Source organism: Mucilaginibacter inviolabilis (genome assembly GCF_011089895.1).
GTDB classification, from domain to species: Bacteria; Bacteroidota; Bacteroidia; order Sphingobacteriales; family Sphingobacteriaceae; genus Mucilaginibacter; species Mucilaginibacter inviolabilis.
The window spans coordinates 638,763-654,294 of the sequence record NZ_JAANAT010000003.1 but is presented as its reverse complement, the minus strand read 5'-3'; the positions used below and the strand labels follow the sequence as shown (position 1 = coordinate 654,294).

10 protein-coding genes are annotated in these 15,532 nt (G+C 42.6%); 5 read left to right on the top strand and 5 right to left on the bottom strand.

The annotated features are described in order from the left end of the window. Positions 1 to 242: 242 nt before the first annotated feature. Positions 243 to 1,235 carry a hypothetical protein gene (locus G7092_RS22770; protein ID WP_166092898.1) on the top strand — a complete coding sequence of 331 codons (993 nt, stop codon included), beginning with the start codon at positions 243 to 245 and terminating at the stop codon, positions 1,233 to 1,235. Positions 1,236 to 1,284: 49 nt separating this feature from the next. On the opposite strand, the gene G7092_RS22765 is transcribed toward G7092_RS22770, so the two are convergent. Beyond that, positions 1,285 to 2,892, bottom strand: a complete 1,608-nt coding sequence (locus G7092_RS22765) for a glycoside hydrolase family 99 protein (RefSeq protein ID WP_166092896.1) — start codon at positions 2,890 to 2,892, stop codon at positions 1,285 to 1,287. Positions 2,893 to 3,357: 465 nt separating this feature from the next. Here G7092_RS22765 and G7092_RS22760 point away from each other — a divergent pair, with 465 nt between their 5' ends. After that, positions 3,358 to 3,861 carry a DinB family protein gene (locus tag G7092_RS22760; protein ID WP_166092894.1) on the top strand — a complete coding sequence of 168 codons (504 nt, stop codon included), beginning with the start codon at positions 3,358 to 3,360 and terminating at the stop codon, positions 3,859 to 3,861. Positions 3,862 to 3,920: 59 nt separating this feature from the next. Here G7092_RS22760 and G7092_RS22755 read toward each other — a convergent pair whose 3' ends face one another. After that, complete coding sequence (locus G7092_RS22755; protein WP_166092892.1) at positions 3,921 to 5,423, bottom strand: RtcB family protein; 1,503 nt, start codon at positions 5,421 to 5,423, stop codon at positions 3,921 to 3,923. Between the two features lie 111 nt (positions 5,424 to 5,534). Here G7092_RS22755 and G7092_RS22750 point away from each other — a divergent pair, with 111 nt between their 5' ends. Continuing rightward, positions 5,535 to 6,593: a helix-turn-helix transcriptional regulator gene (locus tag G7092_RS22750; protein ID WP_166092890.1), complete on the top strand. Its 1,059-nt coding sequence runs from the start codon at positions 5,535 to 5,537 to the stop codon at positions 6,591 to 6,593. Between the two features lie 36 nt (positions 6,594 to 6,629). Beyond that, a complete protein-coding gene (locus G7092_RS22745; protein ID WP_166092888.1) occupies positions 6,630 to 8,249 on the top strand; it encodes a rhomboid family intramembrane serine protease in 1,620 nt (539 codons plus the stop codon). Here the strand turns inward: G7092_RS22745 and G7092_RS22740 are convergent. The 3 genes from G7092_RS22740 to G7092_RS22730 all read right to left on the bottom strand — a co-directional run bounded on the left by G7092_RS22740 (position 8,246) and on the right by G7092_RS22730 (position 12,078). Next, positions 8,246 to 10,054, bottom strand: a complete 1,809-nt coding sequence (locus tag G7092_RS22740) for a cytochrome-c peroxidase (protein ID WP_166092886.1) — start codon at positions 10,052 to 10,054, stop codon at positions 8,246 to 8,248. The genes G7092_RS22745 and G7092_RS22740 overlap by 4 nt on opposite strands. A gap of 108 nt (positions 10,055 to 10,162) precedes the next feature. Further along, the gene (locus G7092_RS22735; RefSeq protein ID WP_235953917.1) at positions 10,163 to 11,533 is read right to left on the bottom strand and encodes an alkaline phosphatase family protein; all 1,371 of its coding nucleotides are present in this window, start codon (positions 11,531 to 11,533) and stop codon (positions 10,163 to 10,165) included. Positions 11,534 to 11,871: 338 nt separating this feature from the next. Then, complete coding sequence (locus G7092_RS22730; protein ID WP_166092884.1) at positions 11,872 to 12,078, bottom strand: hypothetical protein; 207 nt, start codon at positions 12,076 to 12,078, stop codon at positions 11,872 to 11,874. A gap of 313 nt (positions 12,079 to 12,391) precedes the next feature. On the opposite strand from G7092_RS22730, the gene G7092_RS22725 reads away from it, so the two are divergent. Continuing rightward, positions 12,392 to 15,532, top strand: a complete 3,141-nt coding sequence (locus tag G7092_RS22725; RefSeq protein ID WP_166092882.1) for a SusC/RagA family TonB-linked outer membrane protein — start codon at positions 12,392 to 12,394, stop codon at positions 15,530 to 15,532.

Sequence of the window (15,532 nt, the reverse complement as noted above, 5' to 3'; positions counted from 1 at the left end):
TTTTTAAAGTTTCAAAAAACGCTCAAAACCGCGTTAAAATTTGTTAAAAAGTGTTAAAACGAGGCTTTTTTAATGATTTTCAAGCCTGTTTTCACTCATTTTTGGACGGAAAAATGTTAAAATTCAGGGTTTAAAAAGTTTTTAAAAGCTCCTTTCAACGCTGGAAATATCTACGCCGGACATTTGACAATATGATCGCAAATGACTAAAATAGTATCTCCTAATTACTTTTAATATTCACAATGAAATTAAAACCATCCTTATCGCAGGTACTTGGCCTTTTGCTGGTCATGGTTGCGCTGCAAAGTTGCGAACCCACACAACCCGGCAGCTGGAAAAATGAACAGATCAGCAGCCCTGATAAATTCCATCAGCTTAACACTGAGCTTTTTAAACAACTGAAAGTAAACGATGAAAAGCAACTGGAGAATATGATGTCGAGGGATTTTATTGACCATCCCTATAGAAACAGAAAAATAGAACTGGTAAGTAACCGGGTAAAAGCAAACGACTATACCCTGCTTGATGAATATTATGTGGTGAACCGCTATATAAGCGGCGATACCATCAGCTCGGGTATCAAGGGCCCAAACGGCTATTCGCTAACCTACCAGGGCGCAACACACCAAATGTACTTTGCGTTTTTTGTGCCTAAAAATAAAGCCATACCCAACCAGGACATGATCGCGGCTGTTTACTGTAAATATAACTATGGCTGGAAATTGAGTCAGCTGGATGTAAGTCACTACACGTTTAACGGCAAAACAGCTCCTGAACTGCAAAACCAGGCTCAACAGTGCTACAACAAAGGCTTTTTAATAGATGCTTTAAATATATCCTCCTCAGCCATAGATTGCTCGCGCCCCAGCGATCTGTGGAAATACAATGGCGAAGAGGAGATGAGCAACTTTTACAATAAAGTTTTGAAAGAGGCTTACAGCACCTATAAATTCCCGCTGGCTATTAAACTGGTTTCAACCCATCCGCACATTATCCGGATAATGAACCAAACTACACCAGAGGGCGTTTTTCCGATGATCTATTACATATCATCTATCAAACTAAAAGATACAACAGCTATCAAACAGGAAAACGAAAACATCAAAAAAGTGATCAATCAAACGTTACCCGGTATTGATCAGGATAAAAAATATGTGCTGTATTCTGCATTCAATGAATCGCCAACAGGCATAAAAACTGTTGATCATTTTGATATGACCACGAAACTGAAATAGATCAAAACAGTGTACCGGGCGATAATTTAACCCGGTACACTGGTAAAATTTAATTAAGCGTCCACTGACTGCTTTCGGCGGTGGCTCCAATGGCGGTGCATTGCGCCAGGCCACTTTGGTTTTCGAGGTTCAGGTAGGTATTCTGCCATTCGTTACGGAGGCGTTTGTATCCATTGTAATCTTCCAGTACCCAATAGCTGCTGTAAAAACTATCCGGCACGGAAGTACATTCAACATAGCTGTACAGGTGCTCAATGTTGAGATAATGACCTGTACTTACATTTTTAATGCGGGTATGACCATTAACCTGCTCCAACGTCCATTTGCCATTGGCTACGGTGCTCGACGAGCTGTATTTTGCCTGCCCGTTATCCTCATACAGATAAGTGCTCAGCCATTTATTTTTGATACTGACACCAGTAGTTACAGGAGGTGTGGTACCACCGCCACTAATAGTGTTCATTAAATTTTCGGCATCGGCAGGTTGCACATTGGCAAAATAGGTAAATACCTGGTTCAACTGATTTTGCACGCTGGAATTGCCCTTGTATTGCTTACGGTATTGGTATAAACGGTAGATCTGCTCCAACTCATGCTGATGGTAAGGTACACCCAGCTTTTGCTGCATGGTGGTTAAAAAGCCATAACCAAACTCAACGGTTGGCTCAATCATGGTACCTTCGCCGTAATCGTTCCAGGTGGCAAACTGAATAATGCCTACACTTGATGCCAACGCTTTATCCAGCATAGTGCTAAAGGTTGAAGTACCGTTATAGGCAATTTGCCAGGTTGGCCCACTGGCACCGCCAGCGGCGTAAAACGAATTAAAGCCCGGATATACTACACCCACCGAGATAGGGAAACTGGATGCCTGCGCGTAATAATTATCCACAACGGTTGGATGATCCTGATATATCCACGGAAACTCACCGCCTGCATTGTTAGCACCAACCTGGCTGGTAAAGCCATACAATGGGATAATTTTTGGTTTGGGACTCAGTCCAGCCAGTATCTGATCCCACTCGCTGGATGAATGGAAAGTTATCGGACCAAAATTGAGCACTACCGGCACGTTGTTCACCTTAAGGTAATTACCTTGGTTAAAGTAATTGTTTTGCATGTAGGTAAAATCGCCGTGGGCGCCGCTGGTTTGGCCGGCATCCCAGTTACGGTCTTCCTCCACAATAGAAAACTGCAGACCTACCGCGTTCAGCTTAGCGATAAGGGCATTGGAGTTATTGAGATTGTCGGGATAATCATAAAGTACACGGGTACCGGGCCAATCGATAGTAACCCCATCAACGCCTGAGTATTTCATGAGCAGGAGCTGATACTCAATAATATCTGGATCGCTAGAGGCGTAGGGGCCGGTTTGCGGGTAATAATAAGCAGCAATTTGGCGACGGCCATTGGTAATAATGTCGGGGTTTTGAGTGTTCATTTTCCAGTGATAACCCCAGGCACCTTTTGATTCTGGTGTTTCGAACCAGGGCATCCAGTGCATAAAGATCTTTTTGGAGGTAGACTTCCCTATCTGAACAGCAGCAAGCGTTTTGTTCTTGATAGAATTAGGTTGATCAGGATTGTTTCCCGTAGAGTTTTTCTTGCAGCCAAAACATAGCATGGCCATAAGCATACAAACAGTGAGCTTTCTCATAAGGTAATTGGTTTTTAATTGGTTACAGCTGCCGGGCTTTAGGGCAGCCCGGTATTAATACAAAGGAGGGAAGTATATGGCGTAATATGTATTAAAAATCAGGTGGCGGAGAGAAAATATAAATCAATAATTGATTGAAAATATCTACAACAAACTAAATATCAATAATATAAATACAAATCAAGCACTTGTTGAGTGATGAAAAATATAAACTATTAGAATTATAATTAATGAAAAAATAAGTCCAATTATGAGTTAGGATCGTGTTTAGATCCTCATGCCCGAAGAGAGACTCGAACTCTCAAGAGGCTTCATAAGCTACAGGCCATACGGCAAACAGGCACAATAAAACTTTGTCGCATATTGCCTATTCTTTGTCGTGCTTACATCCCGCAAATTAAATAAAGGACTGTAATTTTATGTATTGATTTACCGGATAATAATATTCACATCATCCTTATAATTATGATAGCCACTATCACCACAGCATTGGAAAACACCAGGCAGGATCTGCTGCAAACCATTTCAGGTTTTACCCAGGAGCAATTTAACCAGATACCTTTTGAAAACAGCTGGACCGCAGGTCAGGTAGCAGAGCATATTGTTAAATTCTCATCGGGCGGGGCAGAAATCTTAAAAGCCACAGGTACAGACACGCAACGCGATCCGGCAGAAAAGATCGAGCCCTTACGTGATCTTTTTCTGAATTTCGACATCAAAATGACGGCACCCAATTTTATACAGCCATCCAGCACTCCCAAAGAAAAAGAAGCGATTTTACGATCGCTTGAAAATGGTTTCGATCCGATGATCAATCTGTCAAGAACTACTGACCTGACCCTGATTTATCCTGATTTTGAATTACCCCAATACGGCACCCTGACCCGTTTAGAATGGCTGTATTTTATTTGTTTTCATACCCAACGGCATATACATCAAATGAAAAACATCCGGAAGTATTTAAACTAAGTCATTTCTGGCCTGGTTTAAATATCCGGATGTTGGGTTTAATATATTATCCGTTGATCCTAATCCTCAGGCTTTTCCTTAGGATCGGCCATACGTACAATGCGTGGTTCAAATTTAGCCAGTACTTCCACCAGATCGGTTTGGGCGGCCATTACGGTGTGGATATCCTTATAGGCCATTGGGGCCTCGTCAACATCTGAGCCCATGAGTGTGATACGTTTATCTATCAGGTTGGCAGCTACCGAGGCACGGTCGATAGTCTTAAAAGCCGCGCTACGGCTCATCAATCGCCCTGCCCCATGTGAAGCAGAATTGATAGATCGTACATCACCTTTACCACGTACCACAAAGCCGGGCGTGCTCATGCTGCCGGGAATAATACCCAGTACACCCTCGCCTGCAGGAGTTGCTCCTTTTCGGTGCACCATCACTTCGGTACCATCAGCCAGTTGCTCTTTCCAGGCAAAGTTGTGGTGGTTTTCGATGCGGGTAAGCGGTGTTAAGTTAAGCGCTTTGGCTATTTTGTTATGTATCTCATGATGGTTGGCGCTGGCATATTCGCCGGCCAGGTTCATGGCAATCCAGTACTCCTGCCCTTCATCCTTATCCAAATCGAGCCAGGCCAGATGTTTAGCTTCTGCTGGCAATTTGGTTTTACTCATGGCAATTTTTGAGTAATGATCGGCAATGCTACCGCCAAAACCACGCGAACCAGAGTGCGAAAGCAGAGCCAGGTAATTACCGGCAGGTATACCCTCCAAAGCGCCATCTGCCAAAGTAAGCTCACCCCACTCCACAAAGTGGTTACCTGTACCAGATGTACCCAGTTGGGCATAAGCCTTATCTTTCAACATACGGATCACCTTGGTTTCGCCCCAGGTACGGCTATCAAATAAGGAGCTGTCATGGTGCACCTTAGTGGTACAACCCATGCCAAAATGGGTATGTTCGCTCAGCAAGTTTTTTAATTTATCTGTCTCGGTATCTATGGCAATTGCAGGTAAATCAAAAATGCTCAGACACATTCGGCAGGCAATATCCACGCCAACAGCAAAGGGAATAATGGTATTGGCTGTAGTTGCCAGCACCCCGCCAATGGGCAAACCATAACCCTGATGTGCATCAGGCATCAAAGCGCCGGCAACAGCTATAGGTAATTTTACAGCTGTTTTCATCTGTGCCAAGGCGCCCACTTCAATATGTTCTAAACCATAAACCGGGAAATCGGCCATTTCTGTTTTTAAGGCATGTACGGTACGCTGCTGTTTCATGAATTTCCCTTCTTTACGCAAGTCGACAACGCTTTCGGCGAGGTTCTTGAATTTACCACCTTTTTTCATGGCATATGGTATGGGATCATCAATCAGTGCTTCCAGATTAGCTAATATGGTGGCTTTATCCATTACGCCATGTTTCAATAACCCGTTAGCTACGCGGCTAAAGCTCTCTAATATTTTAACGTCGTTAATGCCCAGGGCTTTTAACTCGTTGTTGCTTACTTTTTCTTTTTGCCCCACGGCCCCCTGAAGGGGGAGGTTATGAGCCTCATTTTCTTTTCTCATGATACAAAGTAAAATACCTACTGCGCAACGTATTTGCGCAGTAAGAAATAAAATCATAATTTTCTAAAAAAATTCCAAATTCGAACATCCGATATCCGAAATAATAAAGTTATGCCAGTAAACCGCAACGCTCTTATCCGCTATCGAACCATTGACGGCTGCCTGCAAAATCGTCAAAAAAAATGGACACTCGATGATCTGATAGACGCTTGTGCTGATGCACTTTATGAATATCAGGGGATAGACAGCGGCGTAAGCCGCCGCACCATACAGGCCGATATCGAAATGATGCGCAGCAACAAACTTGGTTACGAAGCGCCCATTATTGTTACCGATAAAAAATATTACACCTATGCCGATAAAGGCTACAGCATTACCAACATTCCGCTTAACCAGCAGGACATGCAGGTATTGGGCGAGGTATCTGATCTGCTCAAACAATTCAAAGGCTTTAACCATTTTACCGATCTGAACGAGATGGTGAGTAAACTCGAGGATAAGATCTACACCCAAAAAACACAGAGCGCCCCGGTAATTGATTTTGAAAAGAATGATAACCTGAAAGGACTTGACTGGATCGAAACCATTCGTAAGGCCATTGTAGCTCGTAAAACCATGTGTGTAACCTACCAGTCATTTAAGGCCCGTGCGGCCAGCACTTTTTGCTTTAGCGGATATTTATTGAAGGAATATCGTAACCGCTGGTTTATGTTGGGAAGGTCACATAACCGCTATTCGCCGCTGCTAACTCTGGCGCTTGACCGGGTACAAGCCATTGAAGAACACGAAGACCCTTATCGTGAAAATAAAGATATCGATCTGGCAACTTATTATAATGATGTGCTGGGCGTTACCAAAAGTTTAGGACAGCGTGATAATCTTGTGGTGTTTTGGATAGATGCTGCCAATGCACCTTACGTAATCACCAAACCATTGCACCATACCCAGAAACTATTAAAGGAGGATGAAACCGGCAAAATATTCAGCATCAAAGTGATCATGAACTTTGAATTGGAACGCGAGTTATTGGGTTTTGGTTCCAAGATGAAAGTACTTGGTCCGCGCTTGCTGGTCAAACAGATCAGACAGCAGCTTCAAAAAACACTGGATCATTACAACGCTCCCAATCCCGGGTTTACGCATGAGGACGCCGGAGAAAACCCAGAATAATAAATAACCTTAACCAACACTTTCACAGTTTAAATTATGACCAATTTTTTAACGAAGCTAAAGCTCATCTATCTGCCATATCTCATTATTTCCTTGCTGGTCATCAGCATTTATTCGTTTTTAAATTGGTTGTTGATCATGTACTGGCAGTTAATATCGCCTAACGAGGAATTGGTTAATTTTTGGCTCCCTATGGCCATAAGCATTTTAGCCGTAGCTATATGGTTAAGGCCCCGCGTGAAGCTATTGTCCTTAAAAACCCAAAGAAACAATTTACCTTTCTTATACTATTTTGTAGCAGCTCTGGCCATTCTGGCTCCTACTATAATCGCTCAAGAATATCTTATTACCGCCACCGGCAAGCTAACGAGCTTACAAACCATTGAGCAGATCGATCGCCATCATTTAACTAAATACTATCGTTTAAAAAAACACTTTATTGATAAAAAGCGTAGTGCCTTTTACATACGCAGCGAAGTAACCGGCAGAAACAGCGAACACATTGTTTTTTATATTGACATCGTATCGCCCATACTCGATTCTGCAGGCAAATATAATTCACCCGTAGCCTGGCTAGGCACAGAATACAGCAAATCCGTTAGCAGCAGCATGAGCAATACAGAAAAACATGAGGCTTATACAGCGTTTGCAAAAGATACAGAGAAGGAATTTAACAGCAAAGATTTGGACCTTTTCGATTATTTGGATCATATCGGAAATAGTGATACTCACAGAGGCTTTATAAATGCACTTAAAACATCATCTGCGTATTCCGGGGATGCTGACCGCCAGGTTATTCTGATTGCTCAGAAAGGAGTATTTGAAAACCGAAACGGAGACAAACTACAATGGATATTTTATTCATTTGGAATAGGCGCGGGGATATGGCTTATCCTGATAGCTATCCCAAAACTCAATCGTGCCGGATTAAAGAAATATACGCCCCGTACCTGGCAGGCAGATGCAATGGCATTTTTCAAACCATTCGCAGGTATGAAATGGCGTGACACCGGTATTACTGGTATATTAATCGGGGTAAATGTGCTCATCTTTACCATTATGGTTTTCGCTGGTCTGGGCGTGATATCTTTTGATACAGCCGACTTGTACAAATGGGGGGCAAACTACGGGCCTGCTGTAAAAAACGGTGAATGGTGGCGGCTTATTACCTGCATGTTTTTACATGGGGGAGTAATGCACCTGTTGATGAACATGTTCGGTTTACTATTGGTAGCTGCTTTTTTAAGGTCGTTGCTGGATAATTTAAAATTGGGCATAACTTATTTTATATGTGGCTTATTGGCAAGCCTTGCAAGCATCTGGTGGAATCCAACTATTGTAAGCATTGGTGCCTCCGGAGCCATATTTGGGTTGTATGGTGTCGCGATTGCACTGCTAACAACTAATAAAAGCGGTACAGGAAATAAAAAAGGCATTTTGCTCAGCTTCCTGTTTTTTGTAGGGGTTAATCTGCTGTTTGGCTTGATTGGCAATACAGATAACGCAGCACATATCGGTGGGTTAGTATCAGGACTGATCATGGGTTACGTTCTGTATTTCTTTATAGAAGCCCCAAAACCTCCCCGAAAAAAACGCATAAAAATAAAACAGGAAACGATAACTCCGGATACCGGGCAGACAGCAGAACCGGCTTAATACCGGCTATCCAAACTTTTGATAAACGCGATAATATCCTTGCTTTCTTTAGCGCTGAGGTTTAATTTATCAAGAGGCAGGGTTTGATTATCAATTTTTATACCCAGGCCGGCGCCTCCGCCCTTGTTGTAAAAATCCATCACCTCGTCAAGTGTTTTAAATACCCCGTTATGCATGTACGGTGCTGTACGTGAGGAATTACGAACTGTAGTTACCTTAAACGCATGCTTAAACGATGGCGTTTGTACCTGATTATACCTGCCCAGATCGTCATCAATAACATGCCCTGTTGCCGATTCTGGTACGCCTATAACCTCACTCTCCATTTTAATGAACCGGGGAGGGAGATTGCCGTTAAACAGGGGCATATAATGGCAGGTACCGCATTTGGCCTTACCCATAAACAGGTTAAAACCATGCAGTTCATCCTTGGTCATCACTTTATTATTGCCAAGCATATAGGCATCAAAACGACTGTTCATGGCGGTAAGACTGCGCACATAAGAACCAATGGCGTTCATCACCTCAAGCGTATCTATTGCTGCACGTTTATTTACTACAGGAAATGCCTTCATGAAAAGCTGCCTGTAGTTTTTATTCTGCCATAATCTTTCGGCAGCCATAGCCATTGAACCATGCATTTCATCAGGATTATCGACAACATTGCTCACCTGATCTTCTAGTGTAATTGCGCGCAGATCATAAAACTGAGCTGGCTGTAAGCCTGCATTTAATAGCGTAGGCGTGTTTCTTTTCAATAGCTGTTTAGTACCAATCACCGTGTTTTTGATCAATCCGTCCGTAAAAGCTTTTTCGGGCTGATGACAGGAGCGGCAGCTCCTGGTTCTGGTACCAGATAATATTGGATCAGAAAACAGCATTTTGCCCAACATTATTTTTTGTGAGGTCGATACTGCATCGGCATTGGGTGTGTACGCATCTACATTGAAAGCATTGAGGTCAAAAAGGGTTTTGGCATCCTGGTTCAGCAAACGGTTATACCTGATCACATGAATCTTTAAATGCTGTTCCAGATCGGCAATGCTGCGGCTGATTGGATTACCATACCTCGTTATAAATTCGGCCCGGTTAAAACTATTAAACCCGGGATGGGCTTTCAGATATACAACAGCAGCCGAAATTTGCGATGCCAACTTTTTGGATTGCTCATCGTTACCAGCGTAATACTTTAAAATATTTTTAAGGCTTTCCAGGCTTACGGCGCTTTCGGCCATGCTTTTTTGTGTTAGCGGATCATCAAATCCAACTATACCCAACGTCAATATCCGGAATATTTCGAGCCGGGCAGCATCAAACACTTGTCCATCCAGGATATCAATATTGCTGAAATACGTTTTGTATTTATTGCAACCGTATTGTATAGTTTTAAGTTGTTTTACAAGATCCTTTTGTTTGCTGGCATCATACCGGGGGAATAGATACCCTTCTATAATCTGTAGCCCAGCCGGTTCAAACACTTGTCCGCTGCCCATTTCTACCTCAGGCACCGGCGCCCCGTTTACCGCCCTGGTAGTAGCAGCATCAAAATACTCAGCAGCCCATTCTATTTTTTTGTATCGGAGACGCGCCTGCAGGAATAGCTGCTGTAACTGTTTTTCGTTGGGTAAATTACTTTCGGCCGCTGGCTGGAATTGATCTTTCAAAAAAAATGAAAGATCATCAACCTGTGCTATTAACACATGTGCTATCGCTTTTGCCGGGGTAGCTTTCTCTTCTCCGCTTGATAGTAGAGCATAGCTTACTACCACAACCAGCATTATCCCTATCAAAACAACTTTCTTCATGTATAATAACTTCCCTTGCCCGGTATATGGTAAAAAAGCACAGGGGCAGTTCCATCGAACTGTCCCCTGATTAATATTATTTTATAAAACGCTGTACTTAACCTGAGTTTAAAACTCAAATGCGTTAAGCATCGGATCTGCATTTTTATCCCGATCAGTAAGTGGCTGTAAATTCCATCTTTTTTCGATGAATGATAGTATACTTACCGTTTCATATTGTGTATGATCTACATATCCCTTTTTAGCAAACGGCGAAATGATCAATGCAGGTATACGTGTACCGGGTCCCCATTTTTTATCAATTACAGGCGGAGCCACATGATCCCAGAATCCACCATTCTCGTCATAGGTTATAATTATGACGGCGTCTTTGCCATTAGGACCGTTTAGCACATCGTTTATCAATTCAACGGTGTGGCTTTCGGCACCCTGCACATCAGAATAACCCGGGTGCTCATTATTTATACCCAACGGTTTTATAAATGAAACGCTTGGTAAGGTGCCATTTTTGGCAGCTTCAATAAAAGCGGTTTCGTCTTTTAAGTGATCTTTCTTGGCCTGGGTACCATCGGCATATTTGGCAAAATAAACAAATGGCTGATGATGAAACTGGAAGGTGGCATCTGGCTTACCTGCCAGGGCATTATCCCATCCGCCGGCGTACCAGGCCCATGAAATATTTTTATCGCTTAACCTGTCGCCAATGGTTGGTGCGGTTTGATTTGGAACCAGCGTAGCCGCATTTGAACCGGCCGGGTGTGGCGCATTCACACTGTAACAGGTATTTACCACATAACCATCGGGAGTAATTACGCCATCGCTGGTTACATTACCGGAAGCGTCGACTTTAGCTACCATATTAGCCGGTGCGTTAGGGAATACCGGGCTTGCAGCCGCAATAAGCCATTGGTGATTTAAGAACGATCCTCCAAAGGCACTGTGGAAGAAGTTATCGCAAAGGGTATATTTTTGAGCCATACCCACCAAAGGCAGTAAATTGGTTTTATAGTAACCCATAGCCAGACCGGCCGTTGTATTATACAAGGCAAATTTGTCCATTTTACCCCGGTTTATCTGCATTTGTTCCTGGTAGTAGCGGTGCAGCACATCGGGTGTTTCCTGATCGGAAGGAACATACTGGTCGATATTAAAATAGGTGTTTGGTAAATTGGTAGGAAAAACGCTTGTACCTGATATCGGAGGCAAATAAGTGTAAGCCTTTCCACTGGCATCAACCTGGGTAACATTATCAATTGCCGCTGTTGATAATCCGTTGGCACCAGAAAACTGACCATACAGGTTATCAAAGCTATGGTTCTCTAAATAAATAACCACTACGTGGCCAACCTTATTGATCCCCGGATCGGTAATGGGGTTACTTTTGTTTTTGAAGCTCATAAGGGCCGCGCTTACAGCTACAGTGCCCATGGCCGCAATCAGTAGCGTTCCGATTTTTAAATAGCGCGAGTTAGTTTTCATAATGAGGGGGTGGGTTTTCTATCTGTTAAATTTTCGTTGCAAAAAACAACCTTAAGCATCAATTGAATATTAGTTTAAAATAATCTTTGTGTTAAGATAATATTCTTTGGCCTGGTTTTCAAATCTTCCCCCTCCATGACATTATATTAAAAGATGGATTAAGCATACTCCCCGAACAGGCTGGCCATTTTATAAAAGTGGGTTTACATGGGTTTACACTTTTCATGGTTAAAATTAATTTATGTAATTGAAAATCAAATATTTAAGTTAATTTTGGTGTTATAAAGTGGGTTAACATGTTAACCCAAAAATTCAAAATTCATTTCATCCTCGTAAGGTTATAAATTGTCGCCCAAGCCATTAGCAAAAGCCTTCCCAAAGTGTAAACTCTTAATTCCCGGGTTAATAACTCTTTTACAAATTACTATTCTGGAATACCGCCAAACGATATTGATCATTTCAACCAGCGTCATACTCATAACATGACCATTAATTAGCGCTTTAATTAAGCCCGCTACTATCACATACAGAGCAGTAACCATCATTGAATCAGTACTTAATAAAGTACATCAGCAATTATCAAAAATAATTACAATCGATTGCGATAAAATTCAAAATAGCTCCCATATTAATCAATTATTTATCTTTTATTAATCGTCTGCTCTTGTTTTGTATCCAATTATAAACCAGTTGTACACCGCTTTTGCCAACCCACCGGCCAAGAGTTAGTGTACCAGATTAACCGATATAACCATGAATCACTATCAACAGTACCCTCCGTAGGTATGCTGCCGCATTATACCTACCACCTTAACCAGGTAACCAATAATTTAAACTTAATCATTAACGAGAAACAGTATGAAAAAACTTAAATACTCACTTATTCTATTTTTCCTTTTCCCGCTCAGTTTGTTCGCCCAGCAGATCCCGATCAGCGGAAAAGTAATTGACTTAACCGATGGGTCGACACTTCCGGGGGTAAGTGTAAAAATTAAAGGAACAACCACAGGCGCCATTACTGATGTAGGCGGAAAGTTCCAACTCAACGTCCCGAATACCGATGCCATTTTACAACTATCATTTATTGGCTATGTAACCCAGGAAATAGCGGTTAAAGACATTAAAGGTGGTGTTATCGCCTTAAAAACCACCAATAAAAGTCTGGATGAGGTAGTAGTTGTAGGCTACGGTGTACAAAAAAGAGCCACCATAACCGGTTCAATTGCAACATTACAAAGCAAAGAGATCGTCACCACCAAAAACGAGAGTGTGATTAATATGCTTACCGGTAAAATCCCCGGGATACGTATCGTTCAAACAACCGCAGAGCCGGGTTCCTATGCCAACAATTTAAACATCAGGGGTTACCAAAGCGCTCCTTTAGTGGTGATTGATGGTATTATCGGTGGCGACCAGTCGACCATAGGCCGCATGGACCCTAATGAAATTGAAAGTATTTCGGTATTGAAAGATGCTGCTGCTTCTATATACGGTATGCGTGCCGCCGGAGGTGCTATCCTGATCACCACCAAGAAGGGATCGAAGAACGGAAAAATCAACATCAACTACTCTGTTAACGATGCGATACAAACCTTTTTAGGTATGCCGGAAGGAGTTGGGGCTGTAGATTATATGATGCTGACCAATGAAAAGGTTAAACGCGATTTCGCCAATAACTTTATATCCAACGTTACCCCCCAATTTTCCTATGCCGATATCCAGCCCTATCTTAACGGTACGCGCAAATCAGCCGACTGGATAGATATGGTTTTCAGAAAAACGGCTAACCAGATACAACACAATTTGAACATTGATGGTGGCAGCGATAAAATAAGCTATTTCTTCAACTTTGGTTATCAAAAACAAGATGGTGTTTTTAAAACCGGCGATCTGAATTACAACAAATATAACTTCCGCTCAAATGTTACCGCCAGCATAACCAAAGGACTTAAAGCACAGGTATTAACATCGGCCTGGATGGATGAGAAAAACCAGCCATACACTGATGAATGGACTGTTTATAAATATACCTGGAACCAGATACCCACACACCAGATATATGCTAACGACAACCCCTTATACCCTGCTGTAATGGACGACAATATGAATCCATCCATTATTACAGATGCCAGTAAAGTGGGTTCAAAAAGGTTCAGAAATAAGAACATTACCAGCCAGTTAAATTTAACTTATGATATACCCGGCATAGAGGGGCTAAGCGCCAAGGCCTTGTTTAACATTGATTATGGCACGGCAGATAATAACCAAATCAAAAGGTCTTTTTCTTTATATACTTACAGCGCGGCCAATGATACATATATACCCAGTTTAGTTAATTCGCCGGCAGGTATAACGCGCTCTTATTATACCCACTTCAACACACTGGCACAGGTAACTTTAAACTATGCCCACACCTTTTTTACAGATCATCACATAACAGCCATGGCTACTTATGAGCAAAGCCATGAAACCGCCGATAACTTTAACGCCTACCGCGACATCGAAATCCCGGTTGATTATTTATTCGGGGGTTTGCAAAACTCCAATATGTCTGGCGGTATGGATGCCGGTGCTTTGCAGGATCGTGCGCATAAAAGCATTATCGGCAGGTTCAATTACGATTATAAAGGTAAGTACCTGGCCGAGTTCAGCTTTCGCCGGGATGGCAATAACCTGTATCAGCCCGGACCGGATCAATGGGGCTTTTTTCCCGGCGGATCAGTAGGCTGGGTGTTGACTAAGGAAAACTTTTTCAGAAGCCTTATACCTGAACACATCCTTACCAATTTAAAAATCAGGGCATCATATGGCCAAACCGGTGATGAAGCCAATGCTCCGGCATTCAATTATGTTAACGGATACACCTATCCTATAGGCAGTTATATTTTTGGTGCGGGAGCAGTAAACGGATCGGCACCTAAATTGGGAAATCCCGGTTTAACCTGGTCTGTAAATACCATCAAAAACATCGCGATGGACTTTAGTCTGTTTGGCGGAAAAATAGATGGTACCATTGAAGTTTTCAGAAACGACAGGACCGGATTACCTGCCCAACCTTCTGTAGCCTTACCGGGAACAGTAGGAGCGGCTGTACCACAGATTAATTATAACAGCGACAGGGTACAGGGCCTTGACTTTAGTCTGGCATATCGCACCACCCTTGGTCAGGTTGGGTTAAACCTTAGCGGTAACATAGGTACTACACGGTTAGAAGCATTGAATGTTCTTCGAGGCAGATCAGGCAACGAGTATTTAAACTGGAAGGAAAACCAAACCAACAGGTACCAAAACGTTTGGTGGGGACCTGAATATGCGGGGCAATTCACCAATTACAACCAGATATACAATTATGGCGTTAACACGGGCGGAGGCAATAACAATGTTGTTCCCGGCGACTACTACTATAAAGACTGGAACAATGATGGGGTAATAGATGATAAAGACAGCCACCCTATTGCCACTACCGATATCCCTTTGTATAACTACGGGCTTACCATTGGCCTGAGCTATAAAGGTTTTGATATGAATATGCTTTTACAAGGTGCTGCAGGCGTTTATGTACAATACGGTGAACAATTTGCATCACCGCTGATGTATGGCCGAAGCGCCCTCACCCGCTTTCTGGACAGCTGGCACACGGCAGATCCTTATGCCAATGTTTTTGACCCCAACACAGTATGGGTTCCCGGATTTTATCCTGCAATGGGTTCGCCGGATGCACAAGGCACAAAAGCCATTCAAAATGCCAGCTACCTGCGTGTAAAATCATTAGAGTTTGGATACTCATTATCTCCTTCTGTTTTAAAAAGTATAGGTGTTAAAAAACTCAGGGTATATGTAAACAGCTACAACCTGTTAACCTTCACCGGATTAAAGAACTATGACCCGGAACACCAGGGCCCCAATCCTCGGGACAACGGCAATTTCGGCGTAGCCCTGGGCGGATACACCTACCCTATGAACAGGACTTTTAATCTGGGCGCTAACGTTTCCTTTTAA